The sequence below is a fragment of the Photobacterium kasasachensis genome, from assembly GCF_050336885.1.
In the GTDB taxonomy this organism is placed as follows: domain Bacteria; phylum Pseudomonadota; class Gammaproteobacteria; order Enterobacterales; family Vibrionaceae; genus Photobacterium; species Photobacterium kasasachensis.
In genome coordinates, this window is sequence record NZ_JAKJSH010000012.1 from 137963 (window position 1) to 162387 (window position 24425).

At 48.0% G+C, this 24425-nt stretch carries 26 protein-coding genes and 1 riboswitch; of the genes, 8 read left to right on the forward strand and 18 right to left on the reverse strand.

Translation table 11 applies throughout. The annotated features are described in order from the left end of the window. Positions 1 to 105: 105 nt before the first annotated feature. A complete protein-coding gene (gene punR / locus L4D19_RS17580) occupies positions 106 to 1008 on the forward strand; it encodes a DNA-binding transcriptional activator PunR (RefSeq protein ID WP_160648430.1) in 903 nt (300 codons plus the stop codon). 40 nt (positions 1009 to 1048) lie between these two features. On the opposite strand, the gene L4D19_RS17585 is transcribed toward punR, so the two are convergent. From L4D19_RS17585 to L4D19_RS17660, 16 genes are all read right to left on the reverse strand, one after another. Further along, positions 1049 to 1264 (reverse strand): DUF2986 domain-containing protein, encoded by a 216-nt coding sequence (locus L4D19_RS17585; protein WP_428453546.1) that lies wholly within the window; start codon positions 1262 to 1264, stop codon positions 1049 to 1051. Positions 1265 to 1475: 211 nt separating this feature from the next. Continuing rightward, the gene (locus L4D19_RS17590) at positions 1476 to 2096 is read right to left on the reverse strand and encodes a CDP-alcohol phosphatidyltransferase family protein (protein WP_428453547.1); all 621 of its coding nucleotides are present in this window, start codon (positions 2094 to 2096) and stop codon (positions 1476 to 1478) included. 11 nt (positions 2097 to 2107) lie between these two features. Further along, entirely contained in the window at positions 2108 to 2755 is a 648-nt protein-coding gene (locus L4D19_RS17595; protein ID WP_428453548.1) for an ATP-binding cassette domain-containing protein, read from the reverse strand. Then, entirely contained in the window at positions 2721 to 4454 is a 1734-nt protein-coding gene (locus tag L4D19_RS17600; protein ID WP_428453549.1) for an ABC transporter permease, read from the reverse strand. Before L4D19_RS17600 ends, L4D19_RS17595 begins: the two co-directional genes overlap by 35 nt. A gap of 57 nt (positions 4455 to 4511) precedes the next feature. Further along, complete coding sequence (locus L4D19_RS17605; protein ID WP_428453550.1) at positions 4512 to 5690, reverse strand: ABC transporter substrate-binding protein; 1179 nt, start codon at positions 5688 to 5690, stop codon at positions 4512 to 4514. Positions 5691 to 5694: 4 nt separating this feature from the next. Beyond that, positions 5695 to 7914, reverse strand: coding sequence for a dihydrolipoyl dehydrogenase family protein (locus tag L4D19_RS17610; RefSeq protein ID WP_428453551.1), 2220 nt, complete (start codon positions 7912 to 7914; stop codon positions 5695 to 5697). Positions 7915 to 7918: 4 nt separating this feature from the next. Next, positions 7919 to 8524 carry a carboxymuconolactone decarboxylase family protein gene (locus L4D19_RS17615; protein WP_160648437.1) on the reverse strand — a complete coding sequence of 202 codons (606 nt, stop codon included), beginning with the start codon at positions 8522 to 8524 and terminating at the stop codon, positions 7919 to 7921. Between the two features lie 163 nt (positions 8525 to 8687). Continuing rightward, complete coding sequence (locus L4D19_RS17620) at positions 8688 to 9080, reverse strand: hypothetical protein (protein ID WP_245823891.1); 393 nt, start codon at positions 9078 to 9080, stop codon at positions 8688 to 8690. A 274-nt stretch (positions 9081 to 9354) separates the two neighbouring features. Continuing rightward, positions 9355 to 9945, reverse strand: coding sequence for a TfoX/Sxy family DNA transformation protein (locus L4D19_RS17625; RefSeq protein WP_075767814.1), 591 nt, complete (start codon positions 9943 to 9945; stop codon positions 9355 to 9357). A 127-nt stretch (positions 9946 to 10072) separates the two neighbouring features. Next, a riboswitch (cyclic di-GMP riboswitch) is annotated at positions 10073 to 10177 on the reverse strand. 197 nt (positions 10178 to 10374) lie between these two features. Then, entirely contained in the window at positions 10375 to 11382 is a 1008-nt protein-coding gene (purR, locus tag L4D19_RS17630) for an HTH-type transcriptional repressor PurR (RefSeq protein ID WP_428453552.1), read from the reverse strand. 324 nt (positions 11383 to 11706) lie between these two features. Further along, complete coding sequence (locus tag L4D19_RS17635; RefSeq protein WP_428453553.1) at positions 11707 to 12531, reverse strand: heme ABC transporter ATP-binding protein; 825 nt, start codon at positions 12529 to 12531, stop codon at positions 11707 to 11709. Further along, on the reverse strand, positions 12528 to 13580 hold the full coding sequence (locus L4D19_RS17640; protein WP_428453554.1) for a FecCD family ABC transporter permease: 1053 nt from the start codon (positions 13578 to 13580) through the stop codon (positions 12528 to 12530). The genes L4D19_RS17635 and L4D19_RS17640 overlap by 4 nt, the downstream gene beginning before the upstream one ends. Before the next feature lie 24 nt (positions 13581 to 13604). Next, positions 13605 to 14441, reverse strand: a complete 837-nt coding sequence (locus L4D19_RS17645; RefSeq protein ID WP_428453555.1) for a heme/hemin ABC transporter substrate-binding protein — start codon at positions 14439 to 14441, stop codon at positions 13605 to 13607. Then, positions 14438 to 14860 carry an ExbD/TolR family protein gene (locus tag L4D19_RS17650; RefSeq protein WP_428453556.1) on the reverse strand — a complete coding sequence of 141 codons (423 nt, stop codon included), beginning with the start codon at positions 14858 to 14860 and terminating at the stop codon, positions 14438 to 14440. The genes L4D19_RS17645 and L4D19_RS17650 overlap by 4 nt, the downstream gene beginning before the upstream one ends. Further along, entirely contained in the window at positions 14857 to 15543 is a 687-nt protein-coding gene (locus L4D19_RS17655; RefSeq protein WP_428453557.1) for a MotA/TolQ/ExbB proton channel family protein, read from the reverse strand. The genes L4D19_RS17650 and L4D19_RS17655 overlap by 4 nt, the downstream gene beginning before the upstream one ends. Positions 15544 to 15546: 3 nt before the next feature. Beyond that, complete coding sequence (locus tag L4D19_RS17660; protein WP_428453558.1) at positions 15547 to 16332, reverse strand: energy transducer TonB; 786 nt, start codon at positions 16330 to 16332, stop codon at positions 15547 to 15549. Positions 16333 to 16753: 421 nt separating this feature from the next. On the opposite strand from L4D19_RS17660, the gene hutW reads away from it, so the two are divergent. The 5 genes from hutW to L4D19_RS17685 all read left to right on the forward strand — a co-directional run bounded on the left by hutW (position 16754) and on the right by L4D19_RS17685 (position 20268). Then, positions 16754 to 18127 carry a heme anaerobic degradation radical SAM methyltransferase ChuW/HutW gene (gene hutW / locus L4D19_RS17665; protein ID WP_428453559.1) on the forward strand — a complete coding sequence of 458 codons (1374 nt, stop codon included), beginning with the start codon at positions 16754 to 16756 and terminating at the stop codon, positions 18125 to 18127. A 114-nt stretch (positions 18128 to 18241) separates the two neighbouring features. Next, positions 18242 to 18742 (forward strand): heme utilization cystosolic carrier protein HutX, encoded by a 501-nt coding sequence (hutX, locus tag L4D19_RS17670; protein WP_428453620.1) that lies wholly within the window; start codon positions 18242 to 18244, stop codon positions 18740 to 18742. 2 nt (positions 18743 to 18744) lie between these two features. Further along, complete coding sequence (gene hutZ, locus L4D19_RS17675) at positions 18745 to 19302, forward strand: heme utilization protein HutZ (protein ID WP_428453560.1); 558 nt, start codon at positions 18745 to 18747, stop codon at positions 19300 to 19302. 222 nt (positions 19303 to 19524) lie between these two features. Beyond that, a complete protein-coding gene (locus L4D19_RS17680; protein WP_075767803.1) occupies positions 19525 to 19920 on the forward strand; it encodes a hypothetical protein in 396 nt (131 codons plus the stop codon). A gap of 147 nt (positions 19921 to 20067) precedes the next feature. Then, a complete protein-coding gene (locus L4D19_RS17685) occupies positions 20068 to 20268 on the forward strand; it encodes a hypothetical protein (protein ID WP_075767802.1) in 201 nt (66 codons plus the stop codon). Between the two features lie 54 nt (positions 20269 to 20322). Here L4D19_RS17685 and L4D19_RS17690 read toward each other — a convergent pair whose 3' ends face one another. Both L4D19_RS17690 and L4D19_RS17695 read right to left on the reverse strand, forming a co-directional pair. After that, positions 20323 to 20712, reverse strand: a complete 390-nt coding sequence (locus L4D19_RS17690; RefSeq protein ID WP_428453561.1) for a VOC family protein — start codon at positions 20710 to 20712, stop codon at positions 20323 to 20325. Then, the gene (locus L4D19_RS17695; protein ID WP_428453562.1) at positions 20709 to 20888 is read right to left on the reverse strand and encodes a hypothetical protein; all 180 of its coding nucleotides are present in this window, start codon (positions 20886 to 20888) and stop codon (positions 20709 to 20711) included. Before L4D19_RS17695 ends, L4D19_RS17690 begins: the two co-directional genes overlap by 4 nt. Positions 20889 to 21061: 173 nt before the next feature. On the opposite strand from L4D19_RS17695, the gene L4D19_RS17700 reads away from it, so the two are divergent. Continuing rightward, positions 21062 to 22807: an SgrR family transcriptional regulator gene (locus L4D19_RS17700; protein ID WP_428453563.1), complete on the forward strand. Its 1746-nt coding sequence runs from the start codon at positions 21062 to 21064 to the stop codon at positions 22805 to 22807. Between the two features lie 219 nt (positions 22808 to 23026). Continuing rightward, positions 23027 to 24400, forward strand: coding sequence for a cysteine--tRNA ligase (gene cysS, locus L4D19_RS17705; RefSeq protein WP_428453564.1), 1374 nt, complete (start codon positions 23027 to 23029; stop codon positions 24398 to 24400). Positions 24401 to 24425: the final 25 nt, after the last annotated feature.

The following is a 24425-nucleotide window of genomic DNA, read 5'->3' on the forward strand; positions in this document are numbered from 1 at the left end:
AAAAGAAGACTTTATCTGTATTACATTTGCGGCCAGTTTAATCTTGCTTTGTTTCACTGTGAAACGGTAATATTTAAACACTGCTTTCAAAAATTTTGATTTGATATGTTTTCATACAATGATTTGCAAGTTATTGATGTTGTTGCCAGAAGAGGTAGTTTTTCGGCCGCTGCGGAAGAGTTGCATAAGGTTCCAAGTGCAATCAGTTACACGGTAAGGCTAATAGAAGAGCGTCTTGCTGTTGATTTATTTGTTAGGTTGCACCGACAAGTACAGCTGACGCCTGCCGGTGAGTACTTTGTTGAAGAGGCACGTGCTCTGCTAAAGCGGATGGAACAGATAAAATCGCAAACTCAGCGTGTTGCCAATGGTTGGTCCCAGAGTGTGTCGGTTGCCCTCGATACCGTTGTGAGGGAAAGCCGGGTAAATACCCTGGTGCGAGATTTCTACCGTGAGTTTCCCGACGTTGAGCTGCATCTGTCGATGGAAGTGTTCAACGGGGTATGGGATGCCTTGGCTGACGGTCGGGCGGATCTGGTCATTGGCGCAACGGCAGCAGTACCGGTTAGCGGTTCGTTTGACTATCGGGATATGGGGACGCTGTATTGGAAGTTTGTGGTTGCCCCCGAACACCCGCTGGCTGCCGCTGACTATGATATAGAGCCTGAAGAGCTAGTGAAATACCCGGCTATCTGTATTGAGGATACGGCAAGGGTGCTGCCGAAGCGTGTTACCTGGGTGATGGACAACCAGCGCCGACTTATGGTGCCAAATTGGTACAGTGCGATTCAGTGTCTGAAAGCTGGATTGGGTATCGGCGTTGTACCCGAACATATGGCCCTTCCGAGAGTTGAGGCCGGTGAGTTGGTTGAAAAGCAACTGGCAACAAAGCCTGCTGTGAGCCCGTGTTGCTTGGCCTGGAATAAAGAGAGCCGTAACCCGGCGATTGACTGGTTGTTAGAGTACCTGGGTGACAGCGAGCAGCTTCACCGTGAATGGATGCGCTGAACACATCGACTAGCTCGCCGATACGGCGAGCTAGTCAATATTATTTATCTGCTGACTCAGTCTGCTCACCGTCAGTTGACTCAGGCTGGGCTTCTAGTGTTTCGGCCGTTGCATCTTGCTGCTGTGCTTCTTCCGCTTCCATTTTGGCTCGCTCTGCCTTGGAGATGTAACGAGGCTTGTTGCTGCGGTGAAGCTTTGCGTTTGTCTTCTTCTTTCTTTTTTTTAACGCTTCGTTGATTTTTTTCTTTCGGTTCATCGTGTCGGTTCGCTTGTCAAAGTAAGGCGGTGATTGTAGCGGTATCCAGATCGAAGACAAGTGGAATCTCGGCTTTTATCTACAACGGATAGGTGAGTTTGCCCTTTAGGGCATACGTTAGCGTGGCGTGGTGGGTAATATCGATCGTTAAACGGGAACAAATCAGCCCCGGCGAAACGGGGCTGTATGTTATTTGATAAGGGCGTTGATACTATCTGGGAAGCGTATCTTTAAGCGTTTGGTAACCCGCCCAAATCCGAGTTCCGGTTGTGATCCAGCAGAGCGTGCCGAATATCCAGGCAATAACAGCAAAATGCTGGGGGAGGAGGCAGAACAGCACGAAACAACCAATGGTTTCGGTGCCTTCTGTCAGCCCGCCGATATAGTAAAGCGATTTCTGTTTATAAACCGGGCTTTCGATATTGCGTTTGCTGGCCATTATGGCAAAGGCGAGAAAGCTCGAACCGGTTCCGATGAAAGAAAAGATCAAGAATGCCCCGGCAACGGCATTGGCTTCAGGATTAGCAAGAACGAATCCGAACGGCACCATTGAATAAAACAGGAAATCAAAGGTGATATCCAAAAAACCGCCGCAATCGGAGATCCCCTGACGCCGGGCCACCGCCCCGTCGAGCCCGTCAAAGATCCGGTTGAGCAGGATAAATGCCAGCGCCCAATAGTATTCTTGCATCATTAAAGCAGGCAGCGCCATCAAGCCGAGAATAAATCCTGCAATGGTGATTTGGTTGGCTGTGATCCCCAGTTTGTCCGGCAGGGCAGAAAAGGTTTGTAGTGGCCATCGAATGACCTTGATGGCATAGCGGTCTAACATAGTGTTTCTCTTCAGTCCTGAGGTGTGTCGGTCCATGGCCAGCGCAGTACGCTGCCACCTTCGGGTATATCATCATCGTCATGGGTGACCATCAACGCAGGGATTTGTTGTTGTCTTATCTGGTTGAAGACAAAACTTCTGAACTCGCAGCGTAGGGCTTTGTCTAGCTTGCTAAACGGCTCATCAAGCAACACTGCATGTGGCTTGGATAATAACATACGCATTAAGCTAACACGGGCCCGCTGTCCGCCTGATATCTCCGTCGGCATCTTATTGGCCAGTTCAGGCAGGCCAATTTGTTGTAGCGTTTCCAACGCTCTTATCTTGCGCTCATTTCCCCGGATTGTTTTGGGTAGGCCGAAGGCCAGGTTTTCCCAGATGTTTAAATGTGGAAATAAGAGATCATCCTGGAACAAGATACCTATACGTCGCTGATCGGGGGCCATTTCGGCCATACTTTGCTCGTCAAGGGTAATCTTTCCATCGAGCAAGAATTCCGGGCTCAGGTGGCCGGCAATGGCACTGAGCAAGGTTGACTTGCCACAGCCACTGGGTCCCATCAGGGTGAGAATATTGCCCGGTTCAACAGAAAAGTTTATCGGCTGAAACAAGTGTTGCTCATTATTACTTATAGTGAGGTTTTCCACAGATAATGTCATCTGGGCGTTCTCTCCGTTGTTGCTGAGTTCGTCGGGTATAGCGGGCAGAGTAGCGACTTGCCGCGATAGCCATGGTAAAGAATAGGAAAGGTAATACTCCCTGCAGTAGGCCATATATTGCACTGACGCGGCGATCCTGCCCACTGGCAAGTGCTACCGCTTCAGTGGTGAGGGTAGAGATACGGCCGGCACCGAGCATCTGGGTCGGCAGGTATTGGGCAAGACTGACACTCACCCCGACAGCCAGGCCTAGCCAAATCGCCGGCAGTAACAGCGGGCGCTTTACACGCCACCAGGTTTGCCAGCTGTTTAGGCCCAAGCTTCGGGCCGATTGATCTAGGCGAATATCGTAATTACGCCATGGGCCATCTAATGCCAGATACAAGTATGGGAATACGAAAAACAGATGGCTCCATGCTACCCACAGCCAATACCACTGACCGGGAATAAAATAGGTGGTGATTTGAATACCAAACAGCAGTGACAACTGAGGAAGTACCATTGGCAGCGCAATAAGCCAGCTCGGTATTCCCCGTTGGAACTGTTGACGATACTCGAGACAGGCAATGGCCAAAACCAGGGCACAAAGGCTACTCACCAGCGCCAGACTGAGACTGTTGGCAGCAAGCTCGACTAGTGACAGAGACTCCTGCTGCCAGAAGCGAAGACTATACCGGCTTGGCAATAAGTCAGGAAACCGCCAGCGATGGGCAAAAGACCAGAGTACTAATACCGGAATCACCAGGATAGGTATCAGAACAAACGGCGCATAGCTTGGAAAGCGCAGCTTAGCACGGGGCAGGTGTAAGCGGCGGTGAGCCTCTGAGCTTAAGTGGCGAGGGCCGTCGATTTGCCATTGGCGGCAGTGCTGCAGCATTAGCCACTCTAGTAGACGGATTAACCCGAGAGCTAGCAGAGCCAGGCCCAATAATACCATAGCGCCTACTGCGGCTCGCGGAAGCAATGTCAATTCAGGTTCATTGAACCACTGCCACACCAGTACCGAGAAGGTAGGCGGTCTGGCTGGCCCTAAAATAAGTGCCACATCGACAACCGAAATACCGTACGCAGCGACCGCAAAAATCGGTAGTCGCATGCCCGGCAGCCACTGGGGCAAAATAACCTTTAGCCAGCTTTCCTTATGGCTATATCCCAATCCGGACGCAACAGCGGTCAGGCGGTTGACTTTAATTTGCTGAAGAACAGAAATGCTCATCAATAAAAGGAACGGGGTTTCCTTGATGGCAAGGGCCAGCAGGAGGCCAATGCCATACTCGTCTTTGATTAAGCTAAACCAGCCGTTGGTATCCAGGCCCATGGCCTCAAGCAAACGGAAGAACCAGCCTGCAGGGGCAAAAGTAAATGCAAAACCGATGGCAAAGGCCACATGAGGCATCGCCAGCATGGGAGATAGAGAATGTTCCACCCGTTGCCAGTGAGGGCTATTCCAGTATTGGCGAAGGATCAGAAAGCAAAACAGAACCGCCAGTCCTGTACTGCCAAGGCCTGTAAACAGTGTTAGCCAAAGGGACTGTGTTAGAGCCGGCCATTGGATAACTGCATCAAAAGCAGACAGATTAGGGGTGGTTAGCCCTAAAGGCGGAAGCCAGGAAAAGGCGGGAATTAAAATACCTAGTACCCCGGGTACAAATGGCAGCGCGCAGAGAGCAAGGGTGAAAAGGTATAGCAAACGAATCATAAACAACCTAATGAATGGGTATTGGCTCCGTTGTTTAAGGCCAATACCCATACAGTTTTAGCTACCGTAGCGTTTTTGCCACTCGAGTTCCAGCGCAGTCAGCCAGCTCGGGTGAGGCTCTGGTATAGATTTAAACAGTGAGAAGCCTTGTGCGCCTCCTTCGGCGAGTGCACTGTGCTTCAGAACAGACGGATCGCCCCAAATCGAGGAGTCAGCCTTGCGAGCCTGCGCTTCCGGACTCATTAGAAAGTTAATCGCGACCAGCGCCCCTTCTTTAGCCGAGGCATTCCAGGGAACGGCCAAAAAGTGAATATTTGACAATGCGCCTTGGTTGAAAGCATAGGTCTGGGCGGTCTCGACCAGGTTACCATGCTCAATGGCTGCACGTGCAGCATTAGGGTTAAAGGTAATTGCCAGTAACAGCTGCTTGTCATCCAGTAACTGGATGGTTTCGCTGGTACCGGACGGGAAGCGTTTTCCTTGCTGCCATGATACCGGATGAAGCTGATCCAGATATTGCCACAGCGGGGCAGTAACCTGATCAAACTTGGCTTTATCCTTCTTGCTGTCAAGTGGCTGGTATAGAGCCTCTCTGTTGTCAGTCAGTTCAATAAGGGCTGCCTTTAGGAAGCTACTGCCGTGAAACTCCGGCGGTTGCGGGTAACTGACCTTACCGGGAAAGGCCTTCGCCAGGCTCAGTAACTCGCTGAAGTTTTGGGGTGGATTGTTCAGTGTTTGCTTGTCATGAATGAAGACGAGCTGACCGACGCCCCAAGGCGCCTCAAGGCCGTTGGTTGGCTCGGTGAAATCTTCGTCGATCGGCAGAGACTTATCGACGTATTCCCAGTTCGGCAACTGCTTGGTAAACGGACCGTACAGAAGGCCGCTTTGCTTCATTGAGCGGAAGTTTTCACCATTGATCCAAACCATATCGACACTGCCGCCGCTGTTTTTGCCGGCGGTTTTTTCTGCCAATAGCCGCTGGGTTGTCTCGGCGATGTCGGCCACTTTGACATGCTTTAGCGTCACCCCGTATTGAGCCTGAAGCTGACGCCCGGCCCAGCGCAGATAGTCGTTGATTTCCTGGCTGCCTCCCCAGGCATTAAAATAAACTGTTTGTCCCTGGGCTTTTGCAACAGTTTGCTGCCATGTGTCACCAGCAGCCTCGGTAGAGGCTTGGGCCGGTGTCAGGCTGGTAGCAAGCGAAATGGCTGCACCCAACAGTAATTTCTTCATATGTTTAACTATCCCTTTCTTCTTTTAATACAGAATTGGCTGGTTCGGAATCTGGCTGTTTTTCGCTGCTCTCCTTGCGCATCCAGCCGTGGTATTTTTCGACCCATGCAAGCAGACCTTTAGGCGCGTTGGCTTGTTTCCAGACGCCAGCAGTATATTTGACCGCTTCGCTCATGGTTGGGTAGGGGTGTACGGTTCCCAGTATTTTGTTCAGCCCTAGCCCGTGACGCATCGCAAGTGTAAATTCGGCCAGTAGCTCGCCAGCATTATTTCCAACAACGGTCGCGCCAAGGATTTTATCCTTTCCTTTCGGCGTAATCACTTTAATAAAGCCATGATCTTCCCCATCTGTGATGGCACGGTCAAGATCGTCTATCCCATAAGTAACGACTTCATAATCAATACCTTGGGCTTCAGCCTCTTTTTCGTTTATTCCTACTCGGGCAACTTCCGGAGAGGTGTAGGTGGCCGCCGGCAAGACAGAGTAGTCCGCCTTGAATTTTTTGAACTGGCCGAACAGCCCGTTGACTGCGGCATACCATGCCTGGTGCGCTGCAGCATGGGTGAGCTGGAACGGACCGGCAACATCACCGACAGCATAGATGTTCGGGTATTCAGTTTGTAAGTACTCGTTTACCTGTACAGTACCACGCTCCGTTGTGGTAATGCCGAGTTCTTCAAGCCCGAACCCCTGAACATTGGCGATACGGCCGAGTGCCAGCATGACGGCATCGAACTCGACAACAACTTGCTTTTCATTGTTGAAATCAAGGTATGCCCGCTGAACTAGGCTTCCGTCTTCTCCGGTAACAGATTCAAAACGCATGGCCCGGTGGCCCAGCTTGATATCTACGCCGTCGTTATGCAGGCTCAGCCTGACAAGCTCAGCAGCATCGCTGTCCTCGCGGATCAAGAGCTGTTCAGCCATTTCAACCAAGGTAACGTTACTGCCCAAACGGCTGAAGCTCTGCGCAAGCTCACAGCCAATCGGTCCGCCACCGAGTACCAGCAGGCGCTTCGGTTGCGCCTTAAGCGACCAGATTGAGTCAGAGGTCAGATAGTTGACTGCATCAAGCCCAGGAATATTCGGCACCAGTGGGCGTGCGCCGGTAGCGATAACAATATTCCTTGTCGTAATACGTTCACCGTTAACTTCCACTTCCCACGGTGACAGGATCCTGGCATCGCCTTCAATGCAGTTGACGCCGAGCTTGGAGTAGCGCTCTACCGAATCATGGGGCTCAATTTTGGCAATAACGTTATGTACCCGTGCCATCACTTTTTCGAAGTCGACTTCGGGTTTAGCGGTCGAAATACCGAACTCGTTAGCTCGGGAGATTTCGGCCATGGTATGGGCGGCACGGATGATCGCTTTAGAAGGCACACAGCCGGTATTCAGGCAATCGCCTCCCATCTTATGTCGTTCGATAAGTGTCACTTTGGCCTTTACCGCCGCTGCAATATAGGAGCTGACCAACCCGCCAGCACCCGCACCGATAACGACCATATTTTGATCGAATTTCGAAGGACGTTGCCAGTTGGCATAGACACGGCGCTGGTTGATCAGGTTGATAACGAATTTGGCCACTAATGGGAAGATCCCGAGCAGCGCCAGCGAAATAAGTACTGGTGCTGAAATGATGCCGCTGAGCGAGTCGATTTCACCAAGCTGGGTACCTGCATTGATGTAAACCATGGTACCTGCCAGCATCCCGACCTGACTGACGAGATAGAACATACGGGTGCTGATCGGGGTTAGGCCCATTAGCAGGTTGACCACGAAAAACGGGAACACGGGGATCAGGCGCAGAGTAAAGAGGTAAATAGGACCGTCTTTGGCAATCCCGGCGTTAATTGGCGCCAGGCGGTGACCAAACTTGCTCTGAACCCAGTCGCGTAAAATGAAGCGGCTGAAAAGGAAAGCCAGTGTTGCGCCTATCGTACTGGCAAAGGAAACCAGCAGCAGGCTCCACCAGAATCCAAATAGAGCCGCGCCGAGCAGCGTCATAATAGCTGCCCCAGGTAGCGACAGGGCTGTAACAATAACGTACAGGACAAAATAGACCGCGCTTGATAGTAGCGGCTGCTGGGCAATGGTGTCTTGCAGTGCAATTTGCTGGGCCTTCGCTTGTTCAAGCGTAAAGTATTGTCCCAGATCGAGGGCAAACCATAGGCCAATAAGGCTGGCTAATGCTGCCAGTAACAGTAGTTTTTTTCTATCCATGACTTTACCTTTTATCGTCGTCCGAAGGAGAGGCAATTGGCTGTTCTGCCGGTTGTTGGATCTCGTTTGGCTGAATCGGTAGCGAACAGAATCCTTGTTTCGGTACATCAAGGGCCGTGTTAAATTTTGCAGACAGGTTCTGGAATGAAATCAAGGCGGTGAGTTCGACAATGGCATCATCGTCATACCATTGTTTCAGTTGTGCGATCATTTCTTCATCGACACGTTGGCCTGTGATGGTAATGGCTTCAACATAGGCGAGCACGGCACGCTCCTGTGGTTCGAAAAGATCACTAACCTGCCAGTTGGCGAGTGCTTTGATTTTTTCGACAGAGTCGCAACGTTCGGCTAGCTTCATGCCATTGGCATCAACGCAAAATTCGCAGTCATTGAGTTGCGATACACGCACGCAGACCAAAGAACGCGTAACTGGCGTAACAGGTGATGATTTTCGGTCCAGGTAGCCAAAAAAGCCAGCCACAAGCCAGAATAGAGTAGGGCGGCGTCCCCAAAGCAGAGCGGGGTTTAGTACATTACCGTAGTGGCGTTTCTGTAGCCAAAGCAATGGCTTGATAAGTAAAGAATAGTGTTGTTTGGCTGGAATACGCACATGAGCCCCTTAATAATGCCTGTCTGGTTATAACTTTATGCTACAACGAGTATATCAATCTGGTAGATGCAATGATCAAACAAAATACGAGATTGGTATGAGACAGAGACCGAATAAAGGGCAAATTAATTTCAAAAAACTAGGAAAAAATCTTTAATTTCGATTAGTTGAGTGAAATGTAAACGGTTTGGCTCTTTTGTTGTTTGGCCATACTCGGCACTTCAGGCTGTTGTAACAATATATAGCCGGATGCGATAAGCGGCATGACAGCCAAGGCCATTGTTTTGCCGATATGGTAGTTGCGATACCAGTATTTTCTGGAGCGTATTTTCAGCAATATGCCCCAAAGCAGCAATATGACATTAAAGCCAATCGTCAGCGACAGGGTGTCATCAAGTGCGTCTATTGGTGCCAGTTGTCGGGTAACCATAAACAAGGCAGCAGCGGGTGGAAATAAGCTAATGATCACCAAGGCACGCATAAGCTTGGGCCACTTGCAAAACTTGTCTTTGAACATCTGGTCTGCTTGTCCAGGAAAAGGCTTGGAACAGTGCATGACAACCTCCTGCTAGAATGACAGCCCAATTCTACTAATGACAATATTGATGAAAAGGATATTGATGCTTTTATGAACAGCTTTGTGAGAGGTATCAATATTTGACGTTATATGACAAAAAATTGTCATTAGGGGGAGCAAAAAAGTGGTAATAAAATAATTATGCATAAGTGGCTATGCGTATATTTTTATTTCTATTAGTTGGATATGCTGAAAATAGCAAATAAAAAAAGAGGTGCTTAGCACCTCTTTTTATAAATATCTATTAGGTTGTTTACGGTAATTCAGAAAGAAGTTCTGAACGACGCTGCTTAGTAATTACCGACCAATGCTGGCCGCTAACTGCACCCTCAAGGGCCCATAGCAACTCGATATTTACCGACTCTTGATGGGTTTGCTGCAATGCTTTATAGGCATTGAGCGCACCGGCTTCAAAGAGCTCTTCAACTGTCGTAATACCGGCCTTTTTCAGCATACGTTCGTTAGCTAAACGTAGGTTCGGTAAATCTTTTATACGACTAGGACCTGATTTGCTTTTGGTTTCTTTATCCTGTTTAGCGGCAGTAAAGGAACGCTTTGCTTGGCAAAGAATTTTTCCAGGTTCATCCCACCATTCCTGCGGAATAGCGTAATGCTTGGTCACAACAGGGAACCCGCGTTTTTTATAAACGTAAGGAGTTAAACCTGCCTGCTTAAATTCTTCTTCATTGTCGGCATTAGCTCGGAGGTGCAACTTATCGTTTACCACAAGTGCAAACATGGTTTCACCCGCGAATATACCAAAACCGCCAAACATCGAGCGAGATTTTACATTCTCGAAACAATTGAATAATCGTAGTGATTCTTTAAGTACTGGTTTGTCCATGCTTCTTCTCGGTGAAAAATATCTTGAGTCACCTAACAACAGAGCGAGGATTTCAGATTAGCAAATTTCACAAAAAAGTTATGTCAGGAAAATGTCAGGATTCATGACATCACTTATTGCTAGATCCATCGGCAACCCCGCTACCATAAGCAACTTAGTTATTGATAAACTAACCACTTTTAGGCCGGAAGCTTTGCGTCCCATCCTTTCGGATGGTTTGCCTTGTTCGTGACTTTTTAAGAATATCTCAGATAATATTTTTGAACTTGCTCCCATTCTGAAAAGTGTGATCTTGCTTCAAGTAATAGATCCCGGTTATGGGATGAGAGCAGCATAAATGCCTTAAAATATTTACAGCAAAAAAAGAGTTAATGACAAAAAAAAACCGATATCAGATATCGGTTTTTTTGAAGGGGCGGGAGATGCCATTTACGCGTTCAGGTCTTTTACTGATTTGCGTACAACAAGCTCCGGTGCCATCTCAAAGATACGTCGTTCGTGCTCTTTATCTTTAACGCGTTCCATCAGGATTTCAATCGCTGTTTTACCCAATCGACGCTTAGGCTGGTGGATTGTGGTAAGAGGTGGCGAGAAATAAGGAGCCAGATCGATGTTGTCGTAACCGATGATAGAGATATCATCAGGAACCCGTATACCCGCCTGCTCAAAGGTACTGATCAGCGCCATTGCCATAATATCATTGAAGCAGAAAATCGCTGTTGGGCGATCTTCCATGGCAATGAATTTGTTAGCGGCAATAACAGCAGATTCACACTCGAAGTCACCTTCAAGTAGCCAGTTTTCATTGACATCAAGCTTGGCTTCGTCCATTGCTTTATAGAAGCCCTTCAGACGCTCACGACATGTTGATTTATCCGGGTGGCCAGACAAGCAGCCAATGTGGGTATGACCGTGTTCAATGAAGTATTTTGTCGCAACATAACCACCGAGCTCGGCGTTGTCCTGGATTTTGTCTGTGTGCGGGCTTTCCGGACCCCAATCCATGATCACCATAGGCAGATCTTTCTTGCGCTCAAGTAGTTCGAGGAGTTTTTCGTCAAGATCAGAGCACATGACCAGCAGGCCATCAACACGCTTTTCTGCCAGCATGCGCAGGTAATCGCGTTGTTTTTCAAGGTTGCCTTCGGTATTACATAAGATCAGCGTATAGCCTTCACCATAGCAATACTCTTCCACACCATGTACAACCTCGGCAAAGAAAGGGTTAGTCGATTTGGTAACCAGCATACCGATAGTACGGGTAGTATTGCACTTGAGGCTTCGTGCAACAGCACTTGGTGCGTAATTTAATTCATCTACAGCCGCTAATACTTTTTTCTGTGTTGCTTCCGCAACAAAGCGTGTTTTGTTGATCACGTGAGATACTGTTGTCGTTGATACACCAGCCATACGTGCAACATCTTTAATCGTTGCCATATTTATTCTTCTAATAATTTAAGATCAGAGGTCAGAACCGACCGTTTCATAATCACTTGTAATCAATAGTACCAAACAGAGTAATTATCTGACTGCATTAGATAATTAGTCTGTTTGGTACAGCGTCTAAAACGCCAAAAAGCCGCTTCATTCACGAGCGGCTTTGTTCTCTTGCCTTACGGGGCGTTTCATTGTGTAATCGCTTGCGTTCACATTCTACTGAGTGTAGCGCACAGTGCAACGTTTCTGTATCCCAACCTTGAAATTCTTGATAGATATCAACAAACTCAATGCGATTTTACACCAATTAGATGCATATCCGATTCAGATAGCTTCCGAGTAGACTGTAGCTATACCAGAAGATATGACTACCGGATAATTATCTGTCGGATGTGCTGTGATGTGCACAGGCCAGCTGTAAACTCTGCTGATCGTTTCACTGGTTAGGGCTTGCCAGGGGGAGCCATCTGCCTGGATTCTCCCCTCATTGATGATGACCAGGCGATCAGCATACTGCGCAGCCAAATTGAGATCGTGGATAACAACAATAACTGCGGCTCCGGTGCGAGCCAACTCACGAGCTACCTGAAGTGTTCGGTGCTGATGGGCAAGATCAAGCGCCGAGGTGGGTTCGTCGAGCATTAGTATACATTGTTTACCCGCCTGACTGAGCTGGGTGAGTACACGTGCAAAATGTACCCGTTGCTTTTCCCCCCCTGAAAGGGTGGGGTAGAGCCGATCTTTTAGCGAGAGCACATCGACAACCTGCATCTTCTCCCGGGCAATTTGCTGGGTTTCAGCATTCGGGATTTGAAGGGGGATGCAGCCGAGCTCCACTACTTCTTGTGCAGTAAAAGCGAAAGTTAAATTACTGTGTTGTGGTAGGACACCCAGATGCTTGGCAAGATGTTCTGGTTTAAATTCAGCCCGCGGCTTGTCGAAGAATTCGATGTCTCCCCCTGCATCAACTTCGCCGCACAGGACTTTGAGTAGCGTACTCTTGCCCGCGCCATTTGGGCCCAATAGCGCCGTCAGCTCACCACTGGCAATTGTGATGTTGAAGTCATCCAGTAATGTTTTTCCGCCTAGGGACAGGTGCAAGCCCTTGGCTTCGATAGCAGCTTGAGGGTTATTCGGTGAAACCTTCATGACATTTTCCCCTTTTGTCTGATAAGGAGGAGAATAAAGAATGGTGCGCCGAGAATCGCGGAGATGATCCCGACAGGTAATTCAGCCGGAGTGGCGACAACTCTTGCCAGCATATCAGCAATAAGCAGGATCAGGGCACCGAGTAGCGCCGATAGCGGCAGCAGGGTTTTGTGGTTTGGCCCAGTAAGCATTCTGCAAAGGTGCGGAATGATGAGGCCGATAAATCCGATGACGCCGGTTAACGAGACGGTGACACCGACGCCGGCGGCACAGAGCAAAATAAGCAGCCGCTTTAGCCTCTGTACATTCACGCCCATATGCCTGGCTTCGCCTTCCCCTAACAGAAAGGCGTTTAGCGCATTGGCATGGCGGTCAAAAGCCAGAAGCAATACAGCAAGCGTGACAAAGGCGAGGGTAATGCCCGGCCAGGTGGCACCAGCCAGCGAGCCCATCGACCACAGTGATAAGTCACGGAGCGCCTGATCGTCGGCAAAGTAATTCATAAGTCCAAGCCCGGCTCCGGATAACGCACCAATAGCGACACCTGCCAACAGCATAATTGTCACAGAGGTGCCGCTTTTATCGGTACCAAGCCGATAAACCAGATAGGTACTGGCTGCGCCGCCAATAAAGGCGAACACCGGCACGGTTCCCATGGTGAGTAGCAGCGGAAATGATGTCGCTAGAGGTGCAAAGATAACAATGGCAAGTGCTGCGCCAAGGCTTGCCCCCCCTGAAACACCAATAATACCGGGGTCTGCCAGAGGGTTGCGGAAAAGCCCTTGCATAACTGCACCGCAGAGCGCAAGTATACTGCCGATCGCGATACAGAGCAGGGTGCGCGGAAGGCGGATTTTATGGATCACGATCTCAATATGTGTCGGGAGCTCTGTTTGCCATGGCAATAGTGCCTTGAGGCTTTCTGAAAAGCTGATCGCCATCGGCCCGACCACAATTGAGGTAACGATAGCAGCAGCGAGTAGCAAAAAGCCTAACGGGAAAACAACGCTGACAGGCATTCGTTGGAGCCGTAGTATTCTTGAGTGCATAAATAGCCGTAGAAAATTTCAGGATCAGTGGTTATAGAAAACGTTATTAAGGCGCTCAGCTTCGCTCAGGCTTTTTAGGCCCAGACCGCCAATAAGTGCCGTACCATCAATGGTGGCCAGTGCTTTGTTTTGACCTGCTGGTGTCGCTGCCAGTAGCGGCATCTTTTTAAGCAGTTCTTCGGCACTGCCAATACTGCTGAGTGTGCGTGAGCTAATCAGAATAATGTCAGGTTGCATTTCCACCATGGCTTCGGTCGAGATCGGTTTGTATGACTCTACCGCACTGGCTGCAGGATTGATTGCCCCGGCAAGTCGAATGACGGTATCAGCAGTGGTATTACGTCCGGCAACGTTAGCGGGACGTCCGTCATGGATCATCAGGAATAGAACTTTTTTGCGTTCATTTTGGTCTGCTAGATTTGCATTGATAGTTGCTACCTGCTGTTTTACGACAGCTTGCAGCTGGTTGGCTTCAGCTTTTTTGTCGGTTAACCGGGCGATTTCATCAATGCGAATCAATAGATCATCGACGGTTTCTCCTGAGTTAAGAATATCGACTTCAATACCGGCTTGCTGGATCAAATCCAAGGTTGTCTTGGGTCCCATTTCGTTTGAGCCTAAAAGCCGGGTCGGATTGAGTGCAATTAAACTTTCAGCTGACAACTGGCGGTGATAACCCAGAGTCGGTACAGAGCTGTCGACCATAGATTTGCTGGTAATGTCGACCGCAACAAGCTGCTCTTGTGCGTCCAGGGCATAGATGAGTTCAGTAATGGCAGCACCGGCACTGATGATTCGTTCATTGGCCCAGACCGAACAGGTTGCGAAAAGTAATGTAGTAGCCAGAGCGATACGCTTCATGAGTTGTCCTCTTCCATTAATAATTGGGTAGCTTTTATGTCATGCTGTTGAAGAAAGGCGAGTAACTTAAGCATGTTCTCAACTGAGCCTGCCTTGTCGGCGCCGATAACAACCGGTTTGTCCGGGTTGGTTTTGATCTCTTTTAGGAGCGCCTGCTGAAACGCCTCCCAGCTTTCTACTGGTTTTCCCTGTAAAGCCCAGAAAGGCGGCTGTGCTGTCAGGTTGATCGTGACAGGATCAGACTCTGTGGTTTGAAGCACTTTTGTTTCTGTTTGCGGCAGCTCAACCTCCAGAGACTCCAGTTTGACGCTGGCAGTGAGAAGCAGAAAGACCATGACGATAAAGATGATGTCCAGCAGCGGTGTCAGATCTGGGGTGAGATCATCCTCGAACTGGCTGGCATTGTTGGTACGGATCATTGCTGAACCTCGGCCTGGTTATGTTGCTTGAGTGTGTCAGGCTGGCCATTCGGAACAAGATTCAATCCTTCGAGCCACAGATTGCAATAATTGAGGGTATGTTCCAGCTTGGCTGTCACCTTGTCTGCCCAGAGCCCGAGGAGCTGGGCACCGGTAATTGCTGGCAAGGCAATGATCAGTCCCGCCGCTGTGGTCCGCATCGCAAGACCTAGGCCATCAGCAAGATCGTTAGGAGTAACAGAGCCAGTTGAAGCTGCAATGCCTTTGAACATTTCGATTAGTCCTAGCACAGTTCCCAATAGACCGAGAAGGGGACTAATAACTCCAATCAATGTCAGCAATCGTAAGCCAGAACGGAGTTGGGTCCGTTTTTGCTGCAGCCAGATCCCTGCCGCATCTTCGCGAAGTGGTTTGTTGAAGTGTCGGTGAGAGATAAGCATCGCAACGCCTTTATAGAGTAATGGGCGCTGATTGTTCAGGTTCTCTGCCATCTTGTTGAGAGATGAGTCGTTGTTACGATCCTGCTTGGCAAGCAAGGCCGTGATTTTGTTTCTTCCGACTCCGGTACACAGTAATACCTGAATACACCGCTCCAATAAGATCATCACTGTAAGTGCTGAACAGATAAGAAGCGGCCAGGTCATGAGACCAAATTGGTTTTGTAGCTGATAGATGTTGTCCATTGTTTAATCCAACTTAAAACGAACAGGAATTTGTACACGGTGTGCAATGGCTTGTCCGTCTACGGTATGAGAAGAGAATTGCCAACGCTTTATGGCATCAAGTGCCGCCTTATCAAGCACTTGGGTGCCTGAAGATTTTACGAGTAATTGTCTGACCTGTTTGCCATTTTTGTCGATCCATACTTCAATCATTACTTGTCCTTCTATACCTCGACGTTTCGCGATCTTGGGGTACTTGACAGGATTAGGGCGGGTTGCAAATGTTGGGCGGGTAACTAGCTTGGGAGAGCTATTTACACCTGCTGCTTGTTGAGATTTGCTCTCCGCTTTGGGTTCAGAAACCGGTTTAGGTTTTTCTGGTTTAGCTTCGGCTACTTTTTTGGGGGGCTCAGGCTTATCGATCTTATTCGCGATCTCTTTGACCGGGCGTTCTTTCGCCTTTTTCGGTACTGGCTTGGTTATCTTGGGCTTAGGATCAGACTTAGGCGGCTGTGGTTTCTTTTCGACCTCAGTTTTTTTCTTTTTGACCAGCTTTTTTACTTTCGTTTCTTTCACTATCGGTTTGGGGTCGGCTACCGGTGTTGGTTGTTTAATGGCTTCTTGAACCACCTCCTTTACTGCTGGCGGCTGAGAAGCTGGTTTGGGAGCAGATATAAGATTCAGTGATACTCGAGTCGACTCAGTACCGATGGGCATAGCCATCACAATCTTGTTGGGTACTGCTGACAGAAGGGCGCTGTGGATAATGATCGATGTTGCGCCTGCAATTACGTATCGTTTAGTGTTCACTGATTTATCTCCAACTCACAATTTCAATTACCTGCTGGCTAGCCTAAAACTTAATTAAATAAATCCGGTGAATAAGTCTCTGATTTAAATATATAAATCACTAATAATAGAATTATCAAAAACTAGTTTTGGGTGAGAATGTTCCTCATTATCCATAAAGATTAAATAATATCAATTATCATTTGCAATCTCATTTTCGCGAATTTATGATGCTTGCAAATAAGATTGGTTATCATTTGGGCGCAATAAATCGCTTCTAGGTATGCGGGTTGTTTTGCGCCTGGCTGGTACAAAAAATAAAGAAAGCAATCAGAAAGCTGCTCAACAATAATCATCATGAATAAGTCTATTAATGACTGTCTTGATAACTGGTAGAGATATTTGGTGAGGAGGAGCTGACAATAGTTAGCTCGTATTACCTATGAATATAGAACGACAAATTAATCCTGAAGATCTAGATATTGAAATAACAGGTAACAACACGCCGGATCCTCTGCGTTTTGCTTTTTCCAGCAAACGTTCGGCACATGCAGGCGGAATGAGTGCCATGGTTGCTGAAGAGGAACGGCAACCGCTGCTCTTAACCGCTCTGAACAATGAAGTGGCAGCAGAGCAAAATGGAAAGCGCTGTCTATATGTTCACATTCCGTTTTGTCGAGTCCGGTGCACCTATTGTAATTTTTTCCAGTATGCATCGAGCCAGTCTTTAATTGATGAGTATTTTGAAGCCTTAATGGCTGAACTGAAGTTGAAGGCGCAGATGCCTTGGACGCAGTCGGCACCGTTTCATGCGGTCTATATTGGCGGCGGAACTCCAACCGATATAACGCCCGCGCAGGTTAACCGCTTGGGCAAGATGATACGACAGCATTTTCCGCTCACCACAGATTGCGAACTCACGCTTGAAGGCCGTATTAATCGCTTTGATGACAGTATGTTTGATGCAGCGTTAGACGGGGGATTTAATCGCTTTTCCTTCGGAGTACAGAGTTTTGATACGCAAGTACGGAGAAAGGCAAAGCGACTTGATGACCGCGATGTTGTGCTCAAGCGTATACAGGAATTAAGCGCGACCAACGCGGCACCGATTGTGATTGATCTACTGTATGGTCTTCCATATCAGGATATTGATATTTGGCAACAAGACCTCAACGATTTTCTAGATAGCGGTGCCCATGGTGTCGACTTGTATCAGTTGATCGAGATGGGCGGAACACCGATGAAAGGCATGGTAGAGCAAGGTCGCCTGCCAGAGCCTGCCGATACCCCGACGAAAGCAACGATGTTCGAAAATGGTGTGAACTTTATGGCCAAGCATCACCTTCGTCGCTTAAGTGTCAACCACTGGGCACGCGATAATAGAGAGCGGAGCATCTATAACAGCTTGGCGAAAACATCGGCCGAAGTACTGCCGTTGGGTGCCGGCGCTGGTGGTAACGTGGGTGGCTTTGGTCTTATGCAGCAACGGAGTTTGGATGCCTACATTGCTGCTGTGAAAGCGGAGCAGATCCCGGTAGCCATGATGACGCGTGTTGCCTCTCAGGCTGCGCTGCATTCTGAAGTCAAAGCGAGCTTTGATCGGGGATTTTTGTCTGCTGCTGAATTGAGTAACAAGTTTGGCTGGGACATTTTCCATTATTGCCGACCGCTGTTTGCTATCTGGCAGAGCAACGGATTGGTAAACCTTGAAGGTGACTATTTGTCACTCACATTGGCTGGCGAATTCTGGTCGGTCTCGTTGGCACAAGCGATGATAGAAGTACTGCAAAAGTATCCACTGCAGAAAGCCGCCTAATATTTAGCTATATAAATAAGTTATCAAAGGTGTTCTGAATACGGCATCGTGAGTTAGCTTAGAAATGACATTATCTGGAGAGAAACTGTGTACGAGAATAAGTCTTTTGAAGCAATGAAGTCCCAAGTCGCTGAACTACTGACATCCGATCCCAAGCTGCATGCTATGGCGATTGCTGACACACTTGGTGTCACTGAAGGCGAAGTCGTCATGGCATTTCCTGACGAACTGGTGGTTCCTGTTCCGGGAGAGAACGCTAAAGCCATTCTTGAAGATTTACCAATCTGGGGGCCAGTAACGGCTATTGTGCATTCAATGGGCTCTATTTTTGAGGTGAAAGCACCGTTTCCGAAAGGCAAGGAAGCGCGTGGATATTACAACTTAATGGGGAAACCAGGTGAGTTACACGGTCACTTACGCTTGGATCTTGTCACAGATATTGCGCTGGTCAGTAAACCGTTTATGGGGCAGGAAAGCTATTTTATCGGCTTTTTTGCCAAAGGCGGTGAGTGTGTCTTTAAAGTGTATCTGGGCCGTGACAAGCAACGTCAGCTATTTCCGGATCAAATCGAAAAATTCAAACAATTAAAACAACAATACCTTGGAGAAAAGTAAAGATGAATCAAGTAAAGCAAGAACGCCTTCAAAATCGACTTGGCCCTGAAATCAAAGAGTTTCGAGAATCATGCCTGACACTGCAATTGGCAACTGTAGATGTTGAAGGTAAGCCCAACGTAAGCTATGCGCCGTTTGCCCTGTTGGAAGATGGCTACTATGTGTTGATCAGTCAAATTGCCAAACATGCCCGTAACCTGCTTGAAAATCCGCAGGTGTCATTGATGATGATTGAAGATGAAGGGACATCAAAGACTATCTATGCACGCAAGCGACTGACCTTTGAGGCAAATGTTGTTGTCGTCGAACGAAACAGTGAGCGCTGGCTTGCTGCTGTAGCCGAGTTGAAAGCACGCTTTGGTGAGATAGTTGATGGTCTGAGCGGGTTGGAAGACTTTACCTTGTTCCGTCTTGAACCTACTCAGGGATTGTTTGTGAAGGGATTTGGCCAGGCGTTTCAAGTGAGCGGTGACGATCTGGTTGATTTTGTCCACTTGCAGGAAGGCCATAAACGAATCAAGGACGGTAGCGAGATCACGACACCAAACGAAGAGCTATAGTTAGCAAGAACTAATTAAAAAAAATTAATAACAAGGGCCTGGGTGGTTAGTCAAGCAGCATGTTGCTGTCTGGAAGCCGATAGGCCTTTGTTCGTTTAGGTTGTTATTACGGACTCTAACGGAATCGCTTGATCCGGATCATCGTAATACGAGGGCTCGCTTGCTGAGCGAAAAAAACGTGTGATAATTATTCTATTGATGACACAAACCCGAGTTTCATTTATGTCCAGTGATACTAAAAGCGGTGTGCGCTTTGCGTATATCGCCAGTTTTCTAACCCCTTTGACTTTTATGATATCAGGCATTGTTGCTGTTATTTATTCGGCTTATAAGCTGAATAAGGGCACCGATGAGCTGACATACAGCCATTATTACACCATCATCCGTACCTTCTTCTTATTCTTCACTTTCTTTGTGGTATTGGGTGTAACGGCTGCTACGACCAGCGGTATGGTTGCAGGTGCTGAATACTGGGTGCAGAGTGATTTTCTCGATAAGCTACTAAGCGCTATTCCGGTTGTTGGGCTTGTGATTGCTGCATTGGCAATCGTCAAATGGTTCGTCAAGCATATTCAGGGGATGAAACTGCTGAGCCAGAATAAAGCGATAGAGCTATAAGCAACATTGTATGAAACACTGAAACCGGAATGAATTATCGTTCCGGTTTTTTTATGTCCCTACCATTGTCGCGGAAGTGATCACCTACTTGCCGGAGTCGGGCTATATTTTCATTGATATCCCCGTAAAGGTGGGAGGAGGTAGCTTATGGCAAGTGTGTCTGTTGGTCTCGATAAGGAGAGAGCACGCCAAGTTTCCCGTCAATTGGATCGCAATAAACGCAAGAATATGCACGAGGGGATCGCTCCCTGGTGTGACTGCTGTGTTTGCGAAGCCGAGCCGTATTGGGCCGAAGTGGCAGAAGAAATGGGAATCAATCTAAGTGATTATGAAGATGATTGTTCATAGCTTGATCAATGAGAGGACTCACCGCAATAGGTTTATTGCGGTGAGGAGCTGTTGTCACACGGTCAGTTCCAGACGATTGCCTTCCGGGTCTAGAATGACACTTTCATAGTAACCATCACCGGTCCAGCGCGGACCGTCCAGGAGCTTGAAACCGTCAGTGGTAAATCTCTCAGTCATTTGATTCACTTTTTCTTCAGAGCCCAGAGAAAAAGCAATATGCGCCAGTCCGGTGAACTGAATATAAGGATCAGCAGGTAGCACCTGAAAAGAGTCCATATTCATCAGCTCAATGCGTGGCCCGTCTGGCAGCGTCAAAAAATATGATGAAAACTTCTTTTCCGGGTTTTTATATATATCACTGCACTTGGCGTCAAAATAACGCTGGTAAAACAGTTTCATGGTTTCAAGGCAATTACACCAAATCGCGACATGTTCAATCTTCATTTCCGCTCCTGATTATCCTGGGCATCCCAGTCGTAAAGTGACAGCAGTGAGGACATATAAAGAATGGCTTCTTGCTCAAGAACACTATGCGCGGTATTCAACCGTGAACGATAGTACTCAGCTAATGCTGTACCGCCTGCTTTCTGATGAATGATACTTTTGATGCTGGCTAACATATCTTCGTCCTCCACTGTTTTGGAGGCTTTATTATTCATTCAAATAAGGAACAAAAACACAGATGATAAATTTCAGGTTTCTTCCTGTTATTGGTGTTTTTTCTAGTTTAATATAGAGGAAAGGGCGTGAGTCATTAAAATGAGGAAGCGATAATGATGGATTGGAGCTGGTTTTGTTGAAGGATAAATTACTGCTTTACTATACACGCACGGCTAAGCTCGGGGTGAAAAAGGAGATCCTAATTACCCTTCATGATGTGGCGGAAGCTATGTTTACCAGCCCCCGGCACAGCAGAACGTTACTGAAGGAAATGCACACTGTCGGTTGGCTGGAGTGGGTGCCAAAGGTGGGGCGTAACCAACGCTCTTTACTTCATCTTAAATACAGTCCTGATGAACTGAGAGCCGATCTTGCCAAGCAACATATCTCAACTGGAAAGTATGAAAAAGCACTGGCACTTATCGATAATGACCAAGTGCTCTTTGGCCAGTTGTTGCAGACGACCTCAGGTGCCTCTCGACGTGAGGGGCTGCTGCATATTCAACTTACCTACCGTCGTTCGTTTTCACCTATACTGCCTCATATAGCGCAGAGAAACAGTGAGCGTTTTTTTCTGCGTCAGGTATATAGCTGTCTGACTTCCTGTGATGAGAACGGGAATCTCACCCCCCAGCTAGCCCATCACTGGACCTATGATGAAGAGACATGTCGATGGCGTTTTTTCTTGCGTCCGCAGCTGTCGTTTCATGACGGTAGTCAGATTAATGCGGAAAAAGTTGCCGAGCTGTTTATACAGCTCAAAGCATTGCCGGAATATCATAAAGAGCTGGCTCATATGGACAGTGTTTCTGCGATTAGTCCTCATTGCGTCGAGTTCGCTTTAAATCAGCCAGATCCTGGCTTTGCTGGGTTAGTCTCTGATGTCAGGTATTCGATCCAGCCAGCTACGCAGCTTGAACAGGCAGCCATGATAGTGGGAAGCGGTGCATTTCAGGTCCAGGAACACTCTAGCAAGCGATTACATCTGCAGGCATTCGACAATTATTATGAATGCCGAGCACTGACTGATTCTGTCACGGTCTGGCAAGTGGCTTCGGAGCATGCCAGTTCATTTGGTAAAACCTTACTTCAGGCTGATATTGCTCAAGAAAGCCACTCCAGTTGCTCGCATTATGTCTCTGTTTCCGGAAAGGGAGAGGGGAATGAAAACAGCCAGCAGACCAGAATTGAAGACGGATGTCTGCTGATGCTGTTTAACCATCAGTCAAGGCTCCAGTTGATGCAGAGAAAGTATCTCGATCAGCTTCTGGCTAGCGATGAGCTGGTGGTGAGGTTGCGTCACCTGAACGCACAGATAGAGGCGGTCCCGGCTAACAACCTATTACCAAGTTGGACCACAATTTATAGGCCCAAAACCCTTCAACAGTTGCTTCCGGAAACACTAACGATTGCTATTTTTGATCATCAGGCCTTGATTGGCTGCTCGACAGCCATTTCCGAAATTCTTGAACTGGCTGGGGTAGAGTGCCAGGTTCGGGTTTATTCGTTCGATGACTTTCATGAGAAGGCGCGGAAAGGGGAGTTAGGCGAAGATCTTATCCTGACCAGCTTGAACCTGGATGACAACCGTCCTACCTCGGCATTTCGCTGGATGCTTTCTAACTCCGTTCTCCATCAATGTCTGTCGCCAGATGATAGCCGTTGGTTAGCGACAGCGTTGATCAACATTCGTCAGAAGAGAGCGTTGAATGAATACCTCCACGAGTTGGATGCCATAGCCACCATGATGATAAATGAGCACTGGTTATTGCCATTGTTTCACCACCGCCAGACTCTGCGCTTCGAGGGCATATTAAAGGGAGTGTCTATGACCGCTTGGGGCTGGCCTTCAATTAAGGATGTATGGTCAGAAGATTAAAGTATTGAGAAATAAACGGTTGATTTTGAATGTTAGCTATTTTAATTTGAAACTACTATGACGATGATGACTGCGCTTACTCACCCTCTATGTTGTTGCTGTAAAGACTTAATTTACGGCCGCTTTCGTGTAGCTATCACCTAACGAATATATCGCACTATCTCCCAGGCCGTTGATGTTTACATCCGCGGCCTTTTTGTATTTATAAGGAAATGAACGATGACACAAACGACACTGCAGTTTTATAACACGCTGAGCCGGCAACTGACGCCGTTTGATTCGATAGAACCGCTCAAGGTTGGTCTTTATGCGTGTGGTCCAACCGTTTATGACTACGCCCATGTCGGTAACTTACGTACCTATTTGTTCGTGGATATTCTAAAGCGCGTGTTACAACTGAACGGCTATAAAGTTAACCATGTAATGAACATCACCGATGTTGGCCATCTCGTGTCAGATGCTGACAGCGGTGAAGATAAAATGGAAAAAGGGGCTCGAACCCAGCACAAGTCGGCGTGGGAGATTGCCACCTTATTTGAAAGCGCCTTTTTTACCGACTTGGAGCGGCTTAACATCCTAAAACCTTCTATTACCTGCAGGGCAACAGAGCATATTCAGGAGCAAATATCTTTTATTCAGTCACTTGAAGAGAAGGACTACACCTATCAAACCAGTGACGGCATCTATTTCGATACAGAAAAATTGTCGGATTATGGCAAGCTTGCTCGGCTAGACAAGAAAGGGTTGGAAGCGGGCATACGCGTTGACATGGCAGAGAAAAGGCTTCCGACGGATTTTGCCTTATGGAAGTTCAGTGGCGGGCAGAAGCGGCAAATGGAGTGGCCAAGTCCATGGGGGATTGGTTTTCCTGGCTGGCATATTGAATGTTCAGCGATGGCCGAGAAATACCTTGGAGAAACGTTCGATATCCATATCGGTGGTGAAGATCATATTCCGGTCCATCACACCAATGAAATCGCCCAGTGCCAGGCCAAAAATGGCAAGGTGCAGGCAAATTATTGGATGCACGGTTACTTCTTGAATATTAACAATGAGAAGATCTCCAAGTCCGGGGTATCTCTGCGCCTGGAGAGTCTGATAGAACAAGGCTATGAGCCTCTGGCCTATCGTTACCTAACGCTGACTAGCCATTATCGTAGCCACTTGAGTTTTTCATGGGAAGGGTTGGCGGGTGCCCAAAAGGCACTCCGTCGTTTAAGAGATAAGATTGCCGATATGCCTGCTGGTGGCAATGTGGATGACGAGTTCAAAGCGGAATTTCTAGGGTATATCAACCGTGATTTAAATATGCCGCAGGCACTTGCCCTGGTTTGGAAAGTGATAGAGAGTCAAATCGAGCCGGCAGATAAAAAGTCAACGCTGCTCTATTTCGATCAAATTTTCGGTCTGGATCTTGGTAAGGTCGTGCGGGTGACTATCCCGGATGAGGTGCAGCGGCTTGCTGAGCAGCGACAGAGTATGAAGCAACAAGGCCGATATGATGAGGCAGATAGTATTCGAGACCAGATTCTGGCTTACGGCTATCAAGTTAACGATAGTGCGGATCAGTCGTTTACCATCACGCCGCGTTAGTGTTTGATTGGCCATAGGTATTGGA